The sequence below is a fragment of the Paenibacillus sp. TC-CSREp1 genome (genome assembly GCF_050171015.1).
GTDB classification, from domain to species: Bacteria; Bacillota; Bacilli; order Paenibacillales; family Paenibacillaceae; genus Paenibacillus; species Paenibacillus silvae.
In genome coordinates this window covers 16728-34183 of sequence record NZ_JBNOKM010000008.1, presented here as the reverse complement: position 1 = coordinate 34183, position 17456 = coordinate 16728, and the positions used below count along the sequence as shown (strand labels likewise).

The following is a 17456-nucleotide window of genomic DNA, read 5'->3' as shown; positions in this document are numbered from 1 at the left end:
GGCTGAACATATGAAGCGTGCTGAATTCGTGAAGAAGCGGCGCGCTTCCCTTTTTGCCGGTAATCGTCCTCATCGCTCGACTATAAAAAGAAATTTCAGGAGGTAGAGTGTACATGGGCTTTCCAATCGTACGTCATCGCCGGTTACGTCAATCGGCAGGCATTCGTAATATGGTGAGAGAGACACATCTGACGGTGGATGATTTCATTCAACCGATCTACGTGACATATGGTAAAGATGTGAAGTCCGAGATCAAGTCCATGCCAGGCGTATTCCGTTTCTCGCTGGATCGTCTGCAAGAAGAAGTGAAGGAAATTGCTGAACTGGGTATTCCGGCTGTGCTGCTGTTTGGGATTCCGGAAACGAAGGACAGTGTAGGCTCATCCGGGTTTGCAGAGGATGGCATAGTGCAGGAAGCTACAAGATTGATCAAATCCTGGTATCCTGAGCTACTGGTTATTGCCGATACATGCCTTTGCGAATTTACGGATCATGGACACTGCGGAATGGTTCACACAACCGAGGTGGACGGACACATCTGCGGTGATGTGCTGAATGACGAGTCGCTGGAGTTACTTGTGAAAACGGCGGTATCGCAAGCGAAAGCGGGTGCAGATATTATTGCCCCTTCCAACATGATGGATGGTTTTGTACAGGCCATTCGTGCAGGGCTTGATGAGCATGGATTTAACCATATTCCAATCATGTCCTATTCCGTCAAATATGCTTCGGCATTTTACGGCCCATTCCGTGAAGCCGCGGATTCCACTCCGCAATTCGGAGATCGGAAGTCATATCAGATGGACCCGGCCAATGCTCGGGAAGCGCTGCGCGAGGCTGAGACGGATGTGCTTGAGGGAGCGGACATGCTGATGGTGAAACCTTCCCTGTCCTATCTGGATATTATGCGTACGATCAAGGATCAGTTTGATCTCCCTCTTGTGGCTTACAACGTAAGCGGTGAGTATGCCATGGTGAAGGCTGCCGCAATCCAGGGATGGATTGATGAGAAAAAGGTAGCTATGGAAATTTTGCTGAGTATGAAACGCGCAGGGGCAGATATGATCATTACCTATTACGCCAAAGATGCATCCCGCTGGCTGGCTGAAAAATAAATCGGTGTCCACCCTGTGGTAACTATCGACCGTGTTTATGTATACAAATAAAACCCATAGGTCTTGCTCTTGTTAGAGAAAGATGCAGCATAATGTATAAGTTGAACTATTTATTTGATCCAGCAATTAGGATGCATCATTCTTTCTGCAAGGCGAGGCCGTTACATTAAGGAGGATGTTCATGACTGCACAACAAAGCAATCGCCGCAATGATGAGCGCTCACGCAGCGCATTCGAAGAAGCCAAGCAGTACATACCCGGAGGGGTCAACAGCCCGGTTCGTGCATTCAAATCGGTGGGACTCACGCCGATCTATGCCGAGCGCGGAGAAGGTTCCAAAATCTATGATATTGATGGCAATGTGTTCATTGACTATGTAGGTTCATGGGGACCGCTGATTATGGGACATGCCCATCCCGAGGTTGTTGAGGCACTGCGCGAGACTGCTCTGAAAGGCACAAGCTTTGGTGCACCAACGCTGCTTGAGACAGAAATGGCCAAGCTTGTGTGTGAGCGTGTACCATCCATTGATATCGTACGCATGGTGAATTCAGGTACAGAAGCAACGATGAGTGCCATTCGACTGGCACGTGGTGTAACCGGACGCAGCAAGATTTTGAAATTTGAAGGCTCCTACCATGGTCATGCTGACAGCTTGTTGATCAAGGCTGGATCGGGTGTGGCAACACTCGGATTGCCGGACAGCCCTGGAGTTCCAGAGGGGGTAGCCCTGAATACGATCACGGTGCCTTATAATGATATGCAATCCGTGCGCCTTGCTTTTGAACGATTCGGAGAAGAGATCGCCGCTGTCATCGTGGAGCCAGTTGCAGGGAATATGGGGGTAGTACCTCCGGTTGCCGGTTTTCTGGAAGGCTTGCGCGGCGTGACTACCGAGTATGGCAGTTTGCTGATCTTTGACGAGGTGATGACCGGATTCCGTGTAGGTTTGAACTGCGCCCAAGGACGATTCGGCGTTACACCGGATCTGACTTGTCTGGGTAAAGTGATTGGCGGCGGACTTCCAGTAGGTGCTTATGGCGGACGCAGGGATCTGATGGAGCAGATTGCACCGACCGGGCCGATCTATCAGGCGGGAACGTTAAGCGGTAATCCGCTCGCGATGGCAGCGGGTTATACCACGCTGAAACTTTTGACACCGGAAGTATACGATCGTCTGGAGATGTTGTCTGCACGTTTGCAGGCCGGATTCGAGAAAAATGCAGCAGAAGCAGGCGTTGCGGTAACGATTAACCGTGTCGGTTCAATGGTATGTCCATTTTTCAGTGCTGTACCGGTAACGAACTATGATATTGCGAAGGAAAGCAACCTGGATCAGTTCCGCCGTTATTTTGCAGCCATGATCGATCATGGCGTCAGTGTTGCTCCTTCCCAGTATGAGGGGATGTTTGTATCTGGTGTGCATACAGAGCAGGATATCGAAGATACCATTGAGGCGAACCGCAAGGCTTTGCAATCATTATGAGCATCAAAAGCTGGAAACGCCGCGGACAATGGCTTGAGCTGATGCCGGGCAAGGCGGTCACTGGAAAAGAAGACAGACAGGCTGCCGCCGACCAATGGCTTCTGTCCGAGCTTCAATTCCCGGAGAAGCTGCTTCGCCAGCTCAAGGCAACGCAGGGTATACAGCTAGCAGGGGACCGGCTTCGGCTGGCCCTTTTTGCTGTTCAGCCGCTGGGTGTGGAGCCGCGATGGGCTGATCTGAATGTACTGTACGAGGATGATTTCTGTCTCGTTGTGCATAAACCGGCTGGCATGAAGCTTCACCCGGATGGAACCCGTGAGGATCAGGCCATTACACTGGATCATGCTGTAGCCTCATATTACGAGATGAACGGCATTGAAACGAGTGTACGTCATGTTCATCGTTTGGATGAAGATACGACAGGCCCTGTTTTATATGCCAAAAATGCATTTGCACTCGCCATACTGGACGAAGCGATGCGTCGAAAAACCATTGATCGCCAGTATGTTGCCATCGCTGACGGCCAAGTTTCGCCTGAACTTCGCACCATTGATGCGCCCATCGGCAAGGACAGGCATCATAAGCAGCGCAGACGTGTTTCCGATGGAGGCCAGGATGCTGTTACTCATGTGAGCATTGTGCATGTATGGGAGAGAGCAACACTCGTACGCTTGAAGCTGGAGACGGGACGTACACATCAAATCCGTGTGCATCTTAGTTATGTCGGACATCCTCTTGTAGGGGACAAGCTGTACGGAGGGCGTTCGGATGTTATTGGCAGGCAGGCACTGCATGGTGAAAAGCTGAGCTTTAATCATCCTTTGACGGGAGCATTAATTGAAGTACAAGACCCGTGGCCAGCGGATTTTGAACAATTGGCTGCAAGGGAAAATAACACCCGCGGAGAGCGGACCTGATTAACGGGTCCGTTTTTTTGTTTTCAACGTTCGCTTAAACTCTCATCATGAAATGAGGATTGAAATCTGAGCAGGCTTTTCACAAAAGGTGGCATGCCCATCCCATTTAAGGCATATAGATGGGTAACGAAGGATTGGACCATGGATCAGTCCCATGAGAAGGATCATGGTGAATATATGCCGAAAGGAGGACGCCACCTTTGTTGAATCAACCTTATGGTTTGCGGTTCGATATTTATGAGCGCGTTCATTTGTCTGAGGGAGTGCCTGCCATTGAGGAACTGGAGGAAATTGAGCTGTATCCACGCATTCAGGTCATTGGACAGGACGACCATGCCACCTTGCGGGGGCATCTGCTGCTTACAGGAGCGTACCGGGGGGAAAGCGAAGAATCGGAGGAATTAAAGCATTTTATTCCTGTTGAAATTACGGTGCCGCTTAACAGGGTTAGATCCATTGATGATATTTCCATCGAGATTGAAAATTTTGATGTGGATCTGTTGTCCAGCCGAAGCTTGAACATTACGGGAGTATTGTCTCTGCGAGGCATTGAAGGTTTTCCGGTAGAGGAGCCGCAGGTGTGGACAGCAGATGAATTCACAGTGGTGCATTCACCTGAAGCTCAGCCGGACAGCCGGGCAGACGAGCTCGGACAGACCGAGGCATCAGCACAATCGGAGCAGTACGAGCAACCGGGACAATATGATTCGTTAGAGCAGTACCAGCAGCTTGGCAGAACGGATCAAGCTTATGAGCAGCAGGTGCAGGTCCAGCGGGGGGAGGAGGAAGAGCTGGCAAATGCGGCAGAGCTTGCTGCGTACGGTTCCCCTGAATCCGCTGATTTGTCCTTGAGGGTTCAGACAGAACCGAATCAGGAAGAACGGTTACAGTCTGATTGGAGTCCGGCAGCTGATCCAAACGACGAAGCCCCTACGCCAATCTCGTCATTCCTGGCGGAGACAGCAGACAGACTTGCTTCGTATCCTGAATCTGAACCGCTGCTTCCAATTGAAGGCGAAGCCACGGCAGTCTGGTCTGGACCTTCAATAGGAAGTAGTTTAGAGAATGCAATGGGAAGCAGTTTAGAGAATGCAACGTCATCCAGTACGGAATCTGCTGTGCCGCTCCGTTCAGAAGAGGAACGGAAACCATTGGAGGCGCATGCGCCCGAGGTATGGCACTTTGAGGAAGCAAGGTCAGGCGGTCAGCAAGGAGAGCAGGATGCTGGCAGTGCCCCAGCTCAGGTGCAGACAGAGAACTGGCAGGATGTTTTTTCCTCCTCTGAAGCAGTTAACGTAGAAGTGGAGCGGATTGTAACGGAGACCGCGGAAGAAGAGGCTTTGCTGCAGAATGAAGAATCTATTCCTGAACCAATCGCCGAGGCGGAAGACAAGCCGGAGCTGAAGGTTGCTTTTGGCAGCAAAAAAGAATCGTCAACAAGATCTGAAGAAGGAGTGGGTATTTCCTCACTGTTAGCCTCGTCTGGCCGCAGTGCTCGCGAAGCTGATGGAGAGCGTACGGAAGAGGCTCCTGCTGGAGCGGTTCCTGAAGATGAGAGCCAGACCGAAGAGGTTGAGTGGAAAAATCTGTTCCTCGGCACCATTGTAGATCAGAATCCGTTCCGCAAAGTGAAGCTCTGCATTGTGCAGCGTGAGGATACACTTGACGCTATTGCTGATCGTTATCAACTCAGTACCCGAGAGCTGCAGCTGTATAATCGTTTGACAGAACAGGTTGTTGAAGAAGGACAAATTCTGTATATACCTTAAATCCACTTGCCGCCGAAATTGGCAGCCAGAACGCCCGTAATCCTTTGCAGGGATTGCGGGTTTTGTTTGTTTTCCAGCGAATTCTTTTCTCTACATTCAGGTTCCGCTGCTGCCAGGTTGACTATCGTGCACGAGCAAGGTATGATGTGTTTAGGTTTTTTTGAATAATGACGTGGATCGGGAGTAGTAGACAGTATGACCTTTCAGAGAGTGGGATCGATGCGCTGTGAGATTCCGCAGGAGCCAACTGATCGAAGTCGCCCGGGAGTTGCCTGTTTGAGCACTTGAGGTGCAAGCTTTTTATGGTTTTTAACCTCGGAGGTAGGATGGGCCGGTCGCAGCCGTTATCTGCTTGAAGTGTCACGCCTGAATCAGAGGATGAGTTGTTTGTCCTGCTGTTTGCGTGAAACAAAGGTGGTACCGCGAAAGCTAACCTTTCGTCCTTTGAGGGATGAAAGGTTTTTTTGTTTTTTTTGGCTTAATGATGATTTTAGGTGCTTTAGTGATGATTTTAGGTGCCCTAATGATGATTTTAGGTGCTTTAATCAAGGTTTTAGGTGCTTTAATGATCGTTTTCGAGGCCATGATGATGAAGTAACGGAGGAATGACACATGTCTGAACAAAAAAAAGCAACAACAGAAATGCCAACCACATATGATCCGAAGGCGGCAGAAGACAAATGGTACTCCGCATGGACGGAGCGTGGTTATTTTCAAGCGGGCAAGCGCAAGGATGCCGAGCCGTACACGATCGTAATCCCACCCCCGAACGTAACGGGTATGCTTCATATCGGGCATGCACTCGACTTCACACTGCAGGATATCCTCATTCGTACAAAGCGCATGCAGGGTTACGACGCTCTGTGGCTGCCGGGCTCTGACCATGCAGGTATTGCTACTCAAACGAAGGTGGAGCAGAAGCTTCGTGAAGAGGGTTTGACACGTTATGATCTGGGACGCGAGAAGTTTCTGGAGAAAGTATGGGACTGGAAAGACCAGTATGCCACAACCATTCGTCAGCAATGGGGTAAAATGGGGCTTTCGCTGGATTATTCACGTGAACGTTTCACGCTGGATGAAGGTCTGTCCAAAGCTGTTCGTAAAGTCTTCGTACAGTTATACGAGAAAGGTCTCATTTATCGCGGTAAACGCATTATTAACTGGGACCCGGTAAACCGTACGGCACTTTCGGACATTGAAGTTGAATATAAAGAAGTTCAAGGACATCTCTACCACCTGCGTTATCCGCTCAGTGACGGAAGTGGTTACATTACCGTGGCAACGACTCGTCCGGAGACGATGCTTGGTGATACCGCTGTTGCTGTTCACCCTAAGGATGAGCGCTATGCAGACATGATTGGCAAAACGCTTGTGCTGCCGATCCTCGGGCGCGAGATTCCGGTAATTGCGGATGACTATGTAGACAAAGAGTTCGGTAGCGGTGCGGTTAAGATTACACCGGCACATGATCCGAACGACTTTGAAGTAGGTTTGCGTCATAACCTGCCTCAGATTACAGTCATGGACGAAAGCGGCACGATGAACGCCGAAGCAGGCAAATATCAGGGACTGGATCGCAGCGAATGCCGCAAGCAGATCGTTGCAGATCTCAAAGAACAGGGTGTACTGATCAACATCGAAGATCATATGCATCAGGTAGGGCACAGTGAACGTACCGGAGCCGTAGTTGAGCCGTACCTTTCCACACAATGGTTCGTAGAGATGAAACCACTTGCCGAGAGAGCAATCAAGAAACAGCAAAGCGGCGAAGGTGTTAACTTTGTACCGGATCGTTTTGAGAAAACATATTTGAACTGGATCGAGAACGTTCGGGACTGGTGTATTTCCCGTCAACTGTGGTGGGGACACCGCATTCCGGCCTGGTACGATGAAGAGACAGGTGAGATCATTGTCACTGCTGAAGACCCAACAACGATGCCTGAGTACGCAGGCCGCAAGCTGAGACAGGATGAAGATGTTCTGGATACGTGGTTCAGCTCTGCGCTGTGGCCGTTTTCCACATTGGGCTGGCCAGAAAATACGGAAGACCTCAAGCGCTATTATCCAACCAATGTACTTGTTACCGGATATGACATCATCTATTTCTGGGTAGCTCGTATGATTTTCACTGCTTTGGAATTCACGGATGAGATTCCGTTCAAGGATGTTTTGATGCACGGTCTTGTGCGTGATGCTGATGGACGAAAAATGTCCAAATCGCTGGGGAACGGTGTAGACCCGCTGGATGTGATCGAGAAGTATGGCGCAGATGCGATGCGATACATGATCTCGACCAGCAGCACACCTGGACAGGACTTGCGTTTCCGGTGGGAGCGGGTTGAACAGGCGCGTAACTTTGCCAACAAAATCTGGAACGCTTCACGGTTCGCGCTGATGAATCTGGAAGGATTTACTTTCGAAGATCGTGATATCAGCGGCGAGCTTGGTACGGCCGATTATTGGATTTTGCATCGCCTGAACGAAACTTCCCGCGATATTACGCGTCTAATCGATGCGTACGAGTTTGGGGAAACAGGCCGTGTCCTGTACAACTTCATCTGGGATGATCTGTGTGACTGGTACATCGAATTCGCCAAGCTGTCCTTCTACGGAGAAGATCCGGTGGCGAAGAAGAAAACACAATCGGTCCTGGCTTATGTACTGGATCAGACAATGCGCCTGATTCATCCGTTCATGCCGTATATCTCGGAAGAAATCTGGCAGCATCTGCCTCATGAAGGGGAAACAATTACACTTGCTTCATGGCCGGTATATGACCCTGCACTGGAGAATCCGGGAGCTGTTGCCGAGATGAACCTGCTGATGGATACGATTCGCGCTGTCCGGAATATTCGTGCAGAAGTGAACGTACCTATGAGCAAAAAAATTGAATTGATGGTTAAAGCGAATAATGATGAAACATCGAGCATCATTGAGCGCAACAGCCATTATATCAAGCGATTCTGTAACACTTCAGAATTTGAGAGCGGACTGGATCTGAGTTCTCCGGATAAAGCCATGACCGCAATCATTACAGGAGCAGAACTGTACTTGCCGCTGGCGGGTCTGATTGATATTGAGCAGGAAGTGGCCAGACTGGAGAAGGAACTGCAGAACCTCGAAAGTGAAGTGCTCCGTGTAGAGAAAAAACTGGCGAATGAAGGCTTCGTAGCCAAGGCTCCGGCTAAGGTGATCGAGGAAGAACGTGCCAAACAAGCAGATTATTCCGATAAACGGGATAAAGTCATTGCACGGATTAAAGAGCTGAAAGGGTAATATCCAAAGGGTCGGATGGAGTGCTTGCTTGCGCCATCCGGCTGCTTTTTTCAATCATTAATCAAACAGGGAACCGAAGGTGAATCAGATGACGGAATTAAATGCGAGAGATACAGCAACTCCTTTACGAACGTATGACGAGGCCGTGGACTGGATCAATGGCCTTATTCCTTTTGGCATCCGGCCTGGGCTCGAACGAATTGAGAGCCTGATGGTACAGCTTGGCAATCCGCATCAACGACTCAAATTCATTCATGTCGCGGGAACGAACGGCAAAGGTTCGACTTGCGCTTTTTTGACGTCAGTGCTGCTGCAGGCGGGATATGACGTGGGGACATTTACATCGCCTTATATCACCAAGTTCACCAATCGCTTTCAATACAACGGTGAGGACATTCCTGAAGAGGTTCTGCTGAAACTGTCGAATCGCTTGCGTCCGCTTGTAGCGGAGATGGCTTCCACGCCGCTGGGTTCACCCACGATGTTTGAAGTATCCACAGCTCTGGCACTGCTGTACTATGCGGAAGAGTGTTACCCTGATATTGTGGTATGGGAGACTGGGCTGGGGGGAAGGATGGACGTAACGAACATTGTTACGCCCGTTGTGTCCGTGATTACCAACATCGGTATGGATCATACAGATGTGCTTGGAGACACCATCGAGCAGATTGCGTATGAAAAGGCGGGCATCATCAAGCCGGGGGTTCCCGTCGTGACCTGTGTCTCACAGCCTGAGGCCGTGAAGGTAATTCAAGAGAGAGCGCAGCAGCTGCGATCTACGGTGTATTTGGCAGGGGAGCAGTTCTCTTACCGCAGGCTGGAGAGCAGCAAGGAAGGACAAAGCTTCCAGTTTACGGGACCGTTCCGTGATATGCAGATTCAAATTCGTATGCAAGGTGTATATCAGTGTGACAATGCTGCGGCCGCATTTATGGCTCTTGAGGTGCTTCGGCAGTACATGGCGTTCATGCTGGATGAAGACGATATTAAGCTTGGCTTCGAGAATGCCTTCTGGGCAGGAAGATTTGAGCAAATCAGCGGCAATCCCTTGATTGTACTGGATGGAGCCCATAATCCTGAAGGGGCGGAATCATTAGCCAAGAGCATTATCGACGTATATCCCCAAAAAAAGTTAATTTTGATGATGGGTATGCTGGCGAATAAGCATCATGAAGCGTATTTGCAGCATATACTGCCACTAGTGGATACGCTGATCCTGACCGAGCCAGATTTCCGACGCAAATTGGCTGCAGCTGAACTGCTGCAGATTGTAGAGCGGGTACGTCCCGCCACTGCGAAAAAGGAACTGGAAATCATCGTCGAGCCCGATTGGGCTAAGGCACTTGATCTATTGAAGTCACGGACGGAAGCGGAGGATCTGGGGGTGGTTTCCGGCACGCTTTATCTGATTGCAGACGTGCGGGCAGCCCTTTTGCATCAAACCGATTCTGAAAAAGGTTGGTGAAAGTTTTGTTAAACACATCGGAACACGTTCATTTTATAGGGATTGGCGGTTATGGCATGAGTGCCATCGCCCGGGTTATGCTGGAGATGGGATACACCGTTACCGGATCGGATGTCGCTTCACAGGAATTGACGGAGAAGCTGGCAGCCAAAGGGGCGAAAATATATATTGGACATACCGCAGAGCATGTGAACGGAGCGGATCTGGTAGTCTACTCGACAGCGGCTCCTGCGGATAATGTGGAACGTGTAGCTGCTCAGCAGCTTAACATTCCTATTCTTCATCGCGCACAGATGCTGGCGCGTTTATTAAACGAACGCAAGGGTGTAGCAGTTGCAGGAGCGCATGGTAAAACAACAACGTCTTCCATGATTGCACTTGTCATGGAGCAATGTGATACCGATCCGACCTATATTATTGGCGGAGAGATTATGAATCTCGGTACGAATGCCAAAGCAGGTCAAGGCGAGTGGGTTGTAGCCGAAGCGGATGAGAGCGACGGCTCCTTTTTGCAGTACCATCCGTGGCTTGGCATCGTTACGAACATTGAAGCGGATCATCTGGAGAATTACAACAGTGACTTTGAGGAACTCAAGAAAGCATATGTGCAATTCCTCAGTCAGATTCGTCCAGAGGGTACCGCCATCGTATGTGCGGATGATGAGAATGTGCAGGCGATTCTGCCGCATCTTCAATCCCGTGTAACAACCTATGGTATTGATCAGGCCGCAGACTACACAGCAACAGATATCATGCTCGGGGATCGCCGGATTTCCTTCACGATGAATCATCAGGGTACTGCTATGGGAACGGTGGAGTTATCTGTACCAGGCAAGCATAACGTCTATAATGCGATGGCTACTGTAATTACTTGTCTTGAAGCAGGCATACCTTTTGAACAGATTACAGCAGCGATTGTACAATTTCATGGGGCCAAACGCAGATTCCAGGTGCTGGGTGAGGCACGTGACATGCTAATTATTGACGATTATGCTCACCATCCTACGGAGATCGAAGCTACGATCAGTGCAGCCAAGGCAACGGGCAAACGCATCATCGCTGTATTCCAGCCGCAGCGTTACACACGTACATTTTTCCTGCTGGATGCCTTCAGCCGGGCATTTGCCGAAGCAGATGAGGTACTGATTACCGACATCTACTCTCCTGCGGGCGAAAAGCAGATTGAAGGTGTGCATTCCGCCAGATTGGTGGAACTGATTGTACAGAACAGCAACGCATCGGCAAGATATCTTCCAACAAAAGAAGAGGTTGTCGCTGATCTTCAGCCACGGCTGCAGCCGGGAGATCTTGTGCTTACGATGGGCGCAGGGGATATCTGGAAGGTGGGCGATGCACTCGCCAAAGGGTTGAAATAAACACCGGATTTTGCAGGTTCGTAATGCCAAACGTCTGTCTTCTTTATGAAGCCAGGCGTTTTTGGTTTGGAGCAGTTCATTTTCAAGCAAACAAGGGTTACCGTAAATTCTATAGAATATCGTGCGCAATGCTTGCATATAGCTGGTACAAAGGGGACAAAGGAGAGGGTACGGGTGAGCAATGCCAGAATGACGTTTCGCTTCGGTAATCAAGAGTCGGACAAGCTTCAGAGTAAGGAGATGCAGGCTTACAGCCCACTGTTGACAAATCCCGAAGACGTGCCATTTGTAGTAGAAGAACCACCGAAACCTGAATCAGAAATGAGCAGTGTAAAAAGAAGCAGCACAGGACCGACATGGCCAGCAGAGGACATGCCTGTTGACTGGGGAGGAACGATTCTGGCAGATGCCTCCCGTACTGAGTTGCATCATCTCGAATCCGTGCGAACCAAAGATGATAACCATTTGCTGGACCACCGCAATGATGATTATGAATTTGATCTGGATCAGGGTCATAACTGGATAGCCGAATCCAATAATTATTCCTATAAACGTATTCGCCCGCCCAGAGGCTGGAAGATGCTCGGATCAATTTCAGGTGCATTGGTGACCGGAGCACTGTTCGGCATGGTTATTCTGTCCTTTTTTAACAAGGAAGGTATGACAAAACCGGATGAGATGCTGCCCGTGAATCAAACGACATCTGCTGTAACAGGTCAGGAGGAAACGGCTGCGACCACAGGGCAGCTTGTAACGTCTTCTGCAGGCGGCACCTACTATGCTCTTCAATACGGGGTGTTCAGCTCCCCGGAACGGGCGGAGCAGGCCAAGCTTGAGCTTACCCAGGCGGGAATAGCTGCGGGTACGGACCCTGATGACGGTAATCGTGTTTACGCAGGCATCTCAGCTGATCGCGAAGAAGCCAAGCTGCTCAGTACGAGATTGAAGTCCCAGGGGGTCGAATTGTATGTCAAGGAAATCGTTAACCCTGAAGTGAATCCGGCCATATTTGGAAGCAAGCAGGAGGATGCCTCTCTTTTTTTTAAAAACAGCTCGGCTCTCGTGGATCAGTTATCCACATTATCGATCCAGCAGCTGGGTCAATCTGTTCAGGCGGCTATAGCACCAGAAACGATGCAAGTATTGTCGAATCAGCACCAAACGTGGTTGAACGGTCTGAAGAGCCTTTCCCCTGGAATGACGTCAGAGGTACAGCCGGTTGTTTCGAGTATGGAAAAATCAATGAACAGTGCGATAACGGCCATTGCCGAATACAATAAAAATCCGGATGCTGTTCATATGTGGGCAGTACAGTCCGATTTGATGCAGTATGTGCTGCAGCAGAAAAAGTGGCTTGAGGCAATCAAACAGTAAGCGGAACTGTTCTCATAACAAGGTCCTAAAATCCCTCTCCGGCAAGGAACTGGAAATAGTTCCCCCTGCCGGATTTGTGTTTGTATTGACGTACAAAACCCCGTATAATAATGTGGGTGTCAAAAAATGGCGAGGGAAGATTAACCGATGAAAAAAAACTTCGGCGTATTATTATTGTTTCTGCTGCTTGGCTGGATGGCTGGAGCGTGGATCGCCAAGGCACTGCAGCCTGTAAAGGCGGTAGCCTTTTTAACCAAGGTCACAACGATTCGATGGTCACCTCAGGCTGATCTGGATATTTTCAGTTATGACCTTTCATTTCAATTTCAAATGAGCCTTCTGAGTCTGATCGGCATTATCGCGGCCATATGGCTGTATCGCAGACTGTAGGAGAATGACGAATGTTGACAAAAAAAATAAACCAGTGACATCTATTATCCAGTGATTAAGACAGGTGTTGCCGTAGTATAAGGAGCCGTTAATGTTGAATAACACAGAGCAGCGCCCGATTATTCTGGCCTCCACATCGCCGCGGCGTAAAGAACTGATCGCATCACTCCATCTAGCGTTTGAAGTTATACCAAGTCATGCAGACGAGCATACAACTTCGGACTGGACACCGGAGCAGACGGTACAGGAACTTGCAATGCGCAAGGCGCTTGCTGTGTATCGCGGACTCGAGGGGAACCGGCAGGAAGCGATTATCGTTGGCAGTGACACGATTGTTGTGCTGGACAATGAAATTTTGGGCAAACCGGTTGATGCTGCTGATGCCGAACGTATGCTGTCTCGGCTGCAAGGGCGGGAGCACCGTGTGTTCACGGGCGTTGCATGTATTGATGCAGGCACTGGACATTCGGTCGTGCACTATCGTCAGACCAATGTAACGATGAAGAAGCTTTCGGAAGCGACGATCCGTGCGTATGTACAAACGGGGGAGCCTTCCGACAAAGCAGGATCATACGCTATTCAAGGTATCGGCGCTTCACTGATCGACCACATTGAAGGATGTTATTTTAATGTGGTAGGCCTGCCGTTATCTTTACTTAGCGATATGCTTGAAGGCTTCGGAGTATATGTGCTGCCAAGGCAGTAAACCCAATCGAATACTGTGAAAAGAGGGAACATATGGAGTCGGCTCAATACATGATGCGCGACATCCCCCAGGAAGAACGCCCGAGAGAACGCATGATGGAATATGGGGCGGGCGCCTTGAGCCATGCCGAACTGCTGGCTATTTTACTTCGAACGGGAACAAGACAGGAATCTGCGGTGCATATGGCCCAGCGGATATTGAATGATGCGGGTGGAGTTCGCTCGCTGATGGATCTGAGTCTTGAAGAATTGACAGCTATGAGGGGCATAGGACAAGCCAAGGCTGTGCAGCTCAAAGCAGGTATTGAACTGGGACATCGCATTGCCAAGAGCCGGCTGGCACCTTCAACGTGCATTCGAACTCCACGTGATGCTGCGGATATTTTGATGGAACAGCTGCGTTATTTGCAAAAAGAACATTTTGTATGTCTTTTTCTCAACAGTAAAAATCATATTATTGCTCAGGAAACACTCTCCATGGGCAGCCTTAATGCTTCGATTGTACATCCGCGTGAAGTATTTCGGGCCGCCATCAAATGTAGCAGTGCCTCAATTGTTTGTGCACATAACCATCCAAGCGGTGATCCAACGCCCAGCCCGGAAGATATTCAGATAACGAAGAGACTGATTGAAGCTGGTGCTATCGTGGGTATTGACGTGCTGGACCACCTTGTTATCGGTGATGGAACCTATGTAAGTTTGAAGGAGAAGGGCTTGGTATAATATAATGGTTGGCGTTGATGTTTTTTCCTATGAATGATCACGGACATGTCCGTCATAGATAGGTTCACTTTATTTAAGATTCAACAATGAAACAAATGCGAATATTAGCTCCACGGTTCCGTGGAAATAACAATTACGCTCTGCGAATGAAGCAGCAGCGGCAATATGAGGCAGAAAAGGAGAATACGTTATGTTTGGTGGTTTTACGAAAGACTTGGGTATTGACTTGGGGACAGCGAATACGCTGGTTTATGTACGGGGTAAAGGAATTGTGGTGCGTGAACCTTCGGTGGTTGCTCTCCGTACGGATACCAAAAGCATTGAGGCAGTGGGTGAGTCAGCCAAAAAAATGATCGGACGTACACCTGGCAACATCCGTGCCATTCGCCCAATGAAAGATGGCGTTATCGCTGACTTCGATACAACTGCAACGATGATCAAATATTTTATTCGTCAGGCACAGAAGCAGCGTTCCATGTTCCAACGCCATCCAAACGTGATGGTCTGTGTACCATCCGGTATTACGGCGGTAGAACAGCGTGCGGTTGAAGATGCTACCAAGCAAGCCGGCGCACGTGAGGCTTATACGATTGAAGAGCCGTTTGCGGCTGCAATTGGTGCAGACCTGCCAGTATGGGAGCCAACAGGTAGCATGGTTGTTGATATTGGTGGCGGTACGACGGAAGTGGCAGTTATCTCGCTTGGCGGAATTGTAACCAGCCGTTCTGTACGTGTTGCAGGTGATGAGATGGATGAATCGGTCATTCAATATATCAAACGTCAATATAATTTGATGATCGGTGAGCGTACTTCCGAGCAGCTCAAAATGGATATTGGATCAGCTATGCCATTGGAGCAGGTAGAAACGATGGAGATTCGTGGACGTGACCTCGTGACGGGTCTGCCTAAGACCATTACAATTACTTCGGATGAGATCAGCGAAGCACTGGCAGATACCGTGAATGCAATTATTGAAGCGGTAAAAGTAACGCTGGAGAAATGCCCTCCTGAGCTTGCTGCCGATATTATGGACCGCGGAATTGTGCTGACTGGCGGCGGAGCATTGCTGCGTAATCTGGACAAGCTGCTCGCTGGAGAGACAGGCATGCCTGTTATTGTTGCAGAGAATCCGCTTGATTGCGTTGCGATTGGAACCGGTAAAGCACTGGAAAATATTCATATGTTCAAAAGCAGAAGCAGTTCAGCAGTTCGTTCCAAGCGTTAATTGGCAGCTTGTCTGCCTGACTTCGAATCAGGTAGCGGCGTATTAATGCAGAGTGCCCGGGGATCCCGGGAGAGCTATAACCCGCTTAACAGGGGAGGGTCAGCTGATATTCTCGCAGGGACTGCAGATCTGATGTCTCCCCGCCGGGCCAAGCTCGGAAGAGAATAATGGATGTTAGAGGGTGTTGGAACTGTTTAAACTGCTAGGCAACAAAAGACTTTTTGTTTTGCTGGTGGGCCTTGTTACATTTATCGCGTTGATGGGCTTTACGCTTAGTCCGCGTGCCACTTTATCCTGGCCGGAGAAATTCCTGAAGGATTCCGTTGGATTTGTACAATACGTATTTTACAAGCCCGCTTCTTATGTAGCGGGCTTTTTCAAAGATGTAGCGAACATGCGTGCGGTGTATGAGGAAAATGAAAAGCTCCGTATTGCAATGGGACACTATACGCGTGATCGGTTGAAGTACAATGAGCTGGAGCAGAAAAACAAGCAGTTGGAGAAAACGCTCAATTTTACTAAAGAGCAGGAAAATCGATACAACTATGGTTCCCGAATTGCGCAGGTGATCAGTGCCAATTCGGACCCGAACAGCAGATCGATCAATATTGATATCGGGGAAAATGCTGGCATTAAACCGGGTATGGCCGTGACTTCACAGGAAGGTTTGGTCGGAGTTATTAGTCATGTCAGTGCTTATACGTCCACAGTAAATCTATTAACTTCAATGGATGCGAATGATCCCACTTCAAATGCAATCGCGGCTACCGCAGTTGGCAAAGAGAAAGTGTTTGGTATGATCGAGAGTTATGATCCGAAGAGCGGCATGCTGAAGATGACCAAAATTGCGGAGGACTCCAACATAGCAGAGGGCGATGAGATTATCTCATCCGGTATCATCAACAATTTTCCGAAGTATATGCGTATTGGCGAAGTGAAAAGTGTGGAGAAAAGCGAATATGGCTTAACGAAGACGGCTTTGATTAAGCCTTATGCCAGCTTCCTGGACTGGAAAGAGCTGATTGTAATTATTCCGCCTGAGGTTAAAGAGTAATGGTGACACGCAAACAGGTTCTGTTTCTGTTACTGTTCGTTCTGTTTATTGCTGAAGACACGATCCTGCCGCAGATTATTCCCTCGGCCTGGCAGATGCGTATTTCAGCTAATCTGGTCTATGTCGTTATTTTGTTTTTTGCTGTGTACCATCATCGGCATACAGCTCTTGTGCTGGGTATCCTGTTCGGGCTTCTGCACGACGTTGTCTTCTACGGAGAGATGATCGGTCCTTACGGCTTCTCCATGGGGTTATCGGCTTATGTGATGGGACTCATTTTTCAAGCACCTCGTGCACCGATGCCAATTATGGTTTCGGTTGTACTCCTGGGGAGCTTGCTGAATGATACGATGTTATTTTTCCTGTATAAACTGTTTCAGCTCAATCACGTGACGTTTGACTGGGCACTGATTGAATACATGATCCCTAATCTGTTTGTTCACTTTGTGTTTGCCCTGATCATCTATGTACCGCTGCGCAAACAGCTGGAGAAGATCGGCAAGCCGAGAAGCAAGACTGACGAACCTGTCTGATGACATTTGTGGAGCAGGAAGCAGGAACTTGGGAACCGGGGCACGAAA

14 protein-coding genes and 1 other annotated feature are annotated in these 17456 nt (G+C 49.2%); all 14 genes read left to right on the top strand.

Annotation, left to right across the window (positions count from 1 at the left end; genetic code table 11):
* Positions 1-113: 113 nt before the first annotated feature.
* On the top strand, positions 114-1115 hold the full coding sequence (hemB, locus tag ACQSGY_RS13360) for a porphobilinogen synthase (protein ID WP_145405275.1): 1002 nt from the start codon (positions 114-116) through the stop codon (positions 1113-1115).
* A gap of 181 nt (positions 1116-1296) precedes the next feature.
* The gene (gene hemL, locus ACQSGY_RS13355) at positions 1297-2601 is read left to right on the top strand and encodes a glutamate-1-semialdehyde 2,1-aminomutase (RefSeq protein ID WP_427052245.1); all 1305 of its coding nucleotides are present in this window, start codon (positions 1297-1299) and stop codon (positions 2599-2601) included.
* Positions 2598-3518 (top strand): RluA family pseudouridine synthase, encoded by a 921-nt coding sequence (locus ACQSGY_RS13350; RefSeq protein ID WP_427052244.1) that lies wholly within the window; start codon positions 2598-2600, stop codon positions 3516-3518. The genes hemL and ACQSGY_RS13350 overlap by 4 nt, the downstream gene beginning before the upstream one ends.
* A 200-nt stretch (positions 3519-3718) precedes the next feature.
* Positions 3719-5287 carry a LysM peptidoglycan-binding domain-containing protein gene (locus ACQSGY_RS13345; RefSeq protein ID WP_427052243.1) on the top strand — a complete coding sequence of 523 codons (1569 nt, stop codon included), beginning with the start codon at positions 3719-3721 and terminating at the stop codon, positions 5285-5287.
* 164 nt (positions 5288-5451) lie between these two features.
* Positions 5452-5735: a binding site (T-box leader), on the top strand.
* A gap of 164 nt (positions 5736-5899) precedes the next feature.
* Positions 5900-8563 carry a valine--tRNA ligase gene (locus tag ACQSGY_RS13340; RefSeq protein WP_427052242.1) on the top strand — a complete coding sequence of 888 codons (2664 nt, stop codon included), beginning with the start codon at positions 5900-5902 and terminating at the stop codon, positions 8561-8563.
* Between the two features lie 88 nt (positions 8564-8651).
* Complete coding sequence (locus tag ACQSGY_RS13335) at positions 8652-10028, top strand: bifunctional folylpolyglutamate synthase/dihydrofolate synthase (RefSeq protein ID WP_427052241.1); 1377 nt, start codon at positions 8652-8654, stop codon at positions 10026-10028.
* Between the two features lie 56 nt (positions 10029-10084).
* Positions 10085-11404, top strand: coding sequence for a UDP-N-acetylmuramate--L-alanine ligase (gene murC / locus ACQSGY_RS13330; RefSeq protein WP_229729930.1), 1320 nt, complete (start codon positions 10085-10087; stop codon positions 11402-11404).
* Between the two features lie 174 nt (positions 11405-11578).
* Complete coding sequence (locus ACQSGY_RS13325; protein WP_427052240.1) at positions 11579-12778, top strand: SPOR domain-containing protein; 1200 nt, start codon at positions 11579-11581, stop codon at positions 12776-12778.
* A 147-nt stretch (positions 12779-12925) separates the two neighbouring features.
* Positions 12926-13168 carry a DUF4321 domain-containing protein gene (locus ACQSGY_RS13320; RefSeq protein WP_110898900.1) on the top strand — a complete coding sequence of 81 codons (243 nt, stop codon included), beginning with the start codon at positions 12926-12928 and terminating at the stop codon, positions 13166-13168.
* A gap of 91 nt (positions 13169-13259) precedes the next feature.
* A complete protein-coding gene (locus ACQSGY_RS13315; RefSeq protein ID WP_427052239.1) occupies positions 13260-13874 on the top strand; it encodes a Maf family protein in 615 nt (204 codons plus the stop codon).
* A 32-nt stretch (positions 13875-13906) separates the two neighbouring features.
* On the top strand, positions 13907-14596 hold the full coding sequence (gene radC, locus ACQSGY_RS13310) for a RadC family protein (RefSeq protein WP_111268762.1): 690 nt from the start codon (positions 13907-13909) through the stop codon (positions 14594-14596).
* Between the two features lie 190 nt (positions 14597-14786).
* Positions 14787-15821, top strand: a complete 1035-nt coding sequence (locus ACQSGY_RS13305; protein WP_111268761.1) for a rod shape-determining protein — start codon at positions 14787-14789, stop codon at positions 15819-15821.
* A 181-nt stretch (positions 15822-16002) separates the two neighbouring features.
* Complete coding sequence (mreC, locus tag ACQSGY_RS13300; RefSeq protein WP_216519617.1) at positions 16003-16875, top strand: rod shape-determining protein MreC; 873 nt, start codon at positions 16003-16005, stop codon at positions 16873-16875.
* Positions 16875-17408, top strand: coding sequence for a rod shape-determining protein MreD (locus ACQSGY_RS13295; RefSeq protein WP_427052238.1), 534 nt, complete (start codon positions 16875-16877; stop codon positions 17406-17408). The genes mreC and ACQSGY_RS13295 overlap by 1 nt, the downstream gene beginning before the upstream one ends.
* Positions 17409-17456 lie beyond the last annotated feature (48 nt).

What these genes read in the sequence shown, in the direction of transcription:
- ACQSGY_RS13295 (WP_427052238.1), top strand. Translation starts at nt 16,875, where the DNA reads ATGGTGACACGCAAACAGGTTCTGTTTCTGTTACTGTTCGTTCTGTTT.
- ACQSGY_RS13335 (WP_427052241.1), top strand. Translation starts at nt 8,652, where the DNA reads ATGACGGAATTAAATGCGAGAGATACAGCAACTCCTTTACGAACGTAT.
- murC (WP_229729930.1), top strand. Translation starts at nt 10,085, where the DNA reads ATGAGTGCCATCGCCCGGGTTATGCTGGAGATGGGATACACCGTTACC.
- hemL (WP_427052245.1), top strand. Translation starts at nt 1,297, where the DNA reads ATGACTGCACAACAAAGCAATCGCCGCAATGATGAGCGCTCACGCAGC.
- ACQSGY_RS13340 (WP_427052242.1), top strand. Translation starts at nt 5,900, where the DNA reads ATGTCTGAACAAAAAAAAGCAACAACAGAAATGCCAACCACATATGAT.
- ACQSGY_RS13315 (WP_427052239.1), top strand. Translation starts at nt 13,260, where the DNA reads ATGTTGAATAACACAGAGCAGCGCCCGATTATTCTGGCCTCCACATCG.
- hemB (WP_145405275.1), top strand. Translation starts at nt 114, where the DNA reads ATGGGCTTTCCAATCGTACGTCATCGCCGGTTACGTCAATCGGCAGGC.
- ACQSGY_RS13350 (WP_427052244.1), top strand. Translation starts at nt 2,598, where the DNA reads ATGAGCATCAAAAGCTGGAAACGCCGCGGACAATGGCTTGAGCTGATG.
- ACQSGY_RS13305 (WP_111268761.1), top strand. Translation starts at nt 14,787, where the DNA reads ATGTTTGGTGGTTTTACGAAAGACTTGGGTATTGACTTGGGGACAGCG.
- radC (WP_111268762.1), top strand. Translation starts at nt 13,907, where the DNA reads ATGGAGTCGGCTCAATACATGATGCGCGACATCCCCCAGGAAGAACGC.
- ACQSGY_RS13320 (WP_110898900.1), top strand. Translation starts at nt 12,926, where the DNA reads ATGAAAAAAAACTTCGGCGTATTATTATTGTTTCTGCTGCTTGGCTGG.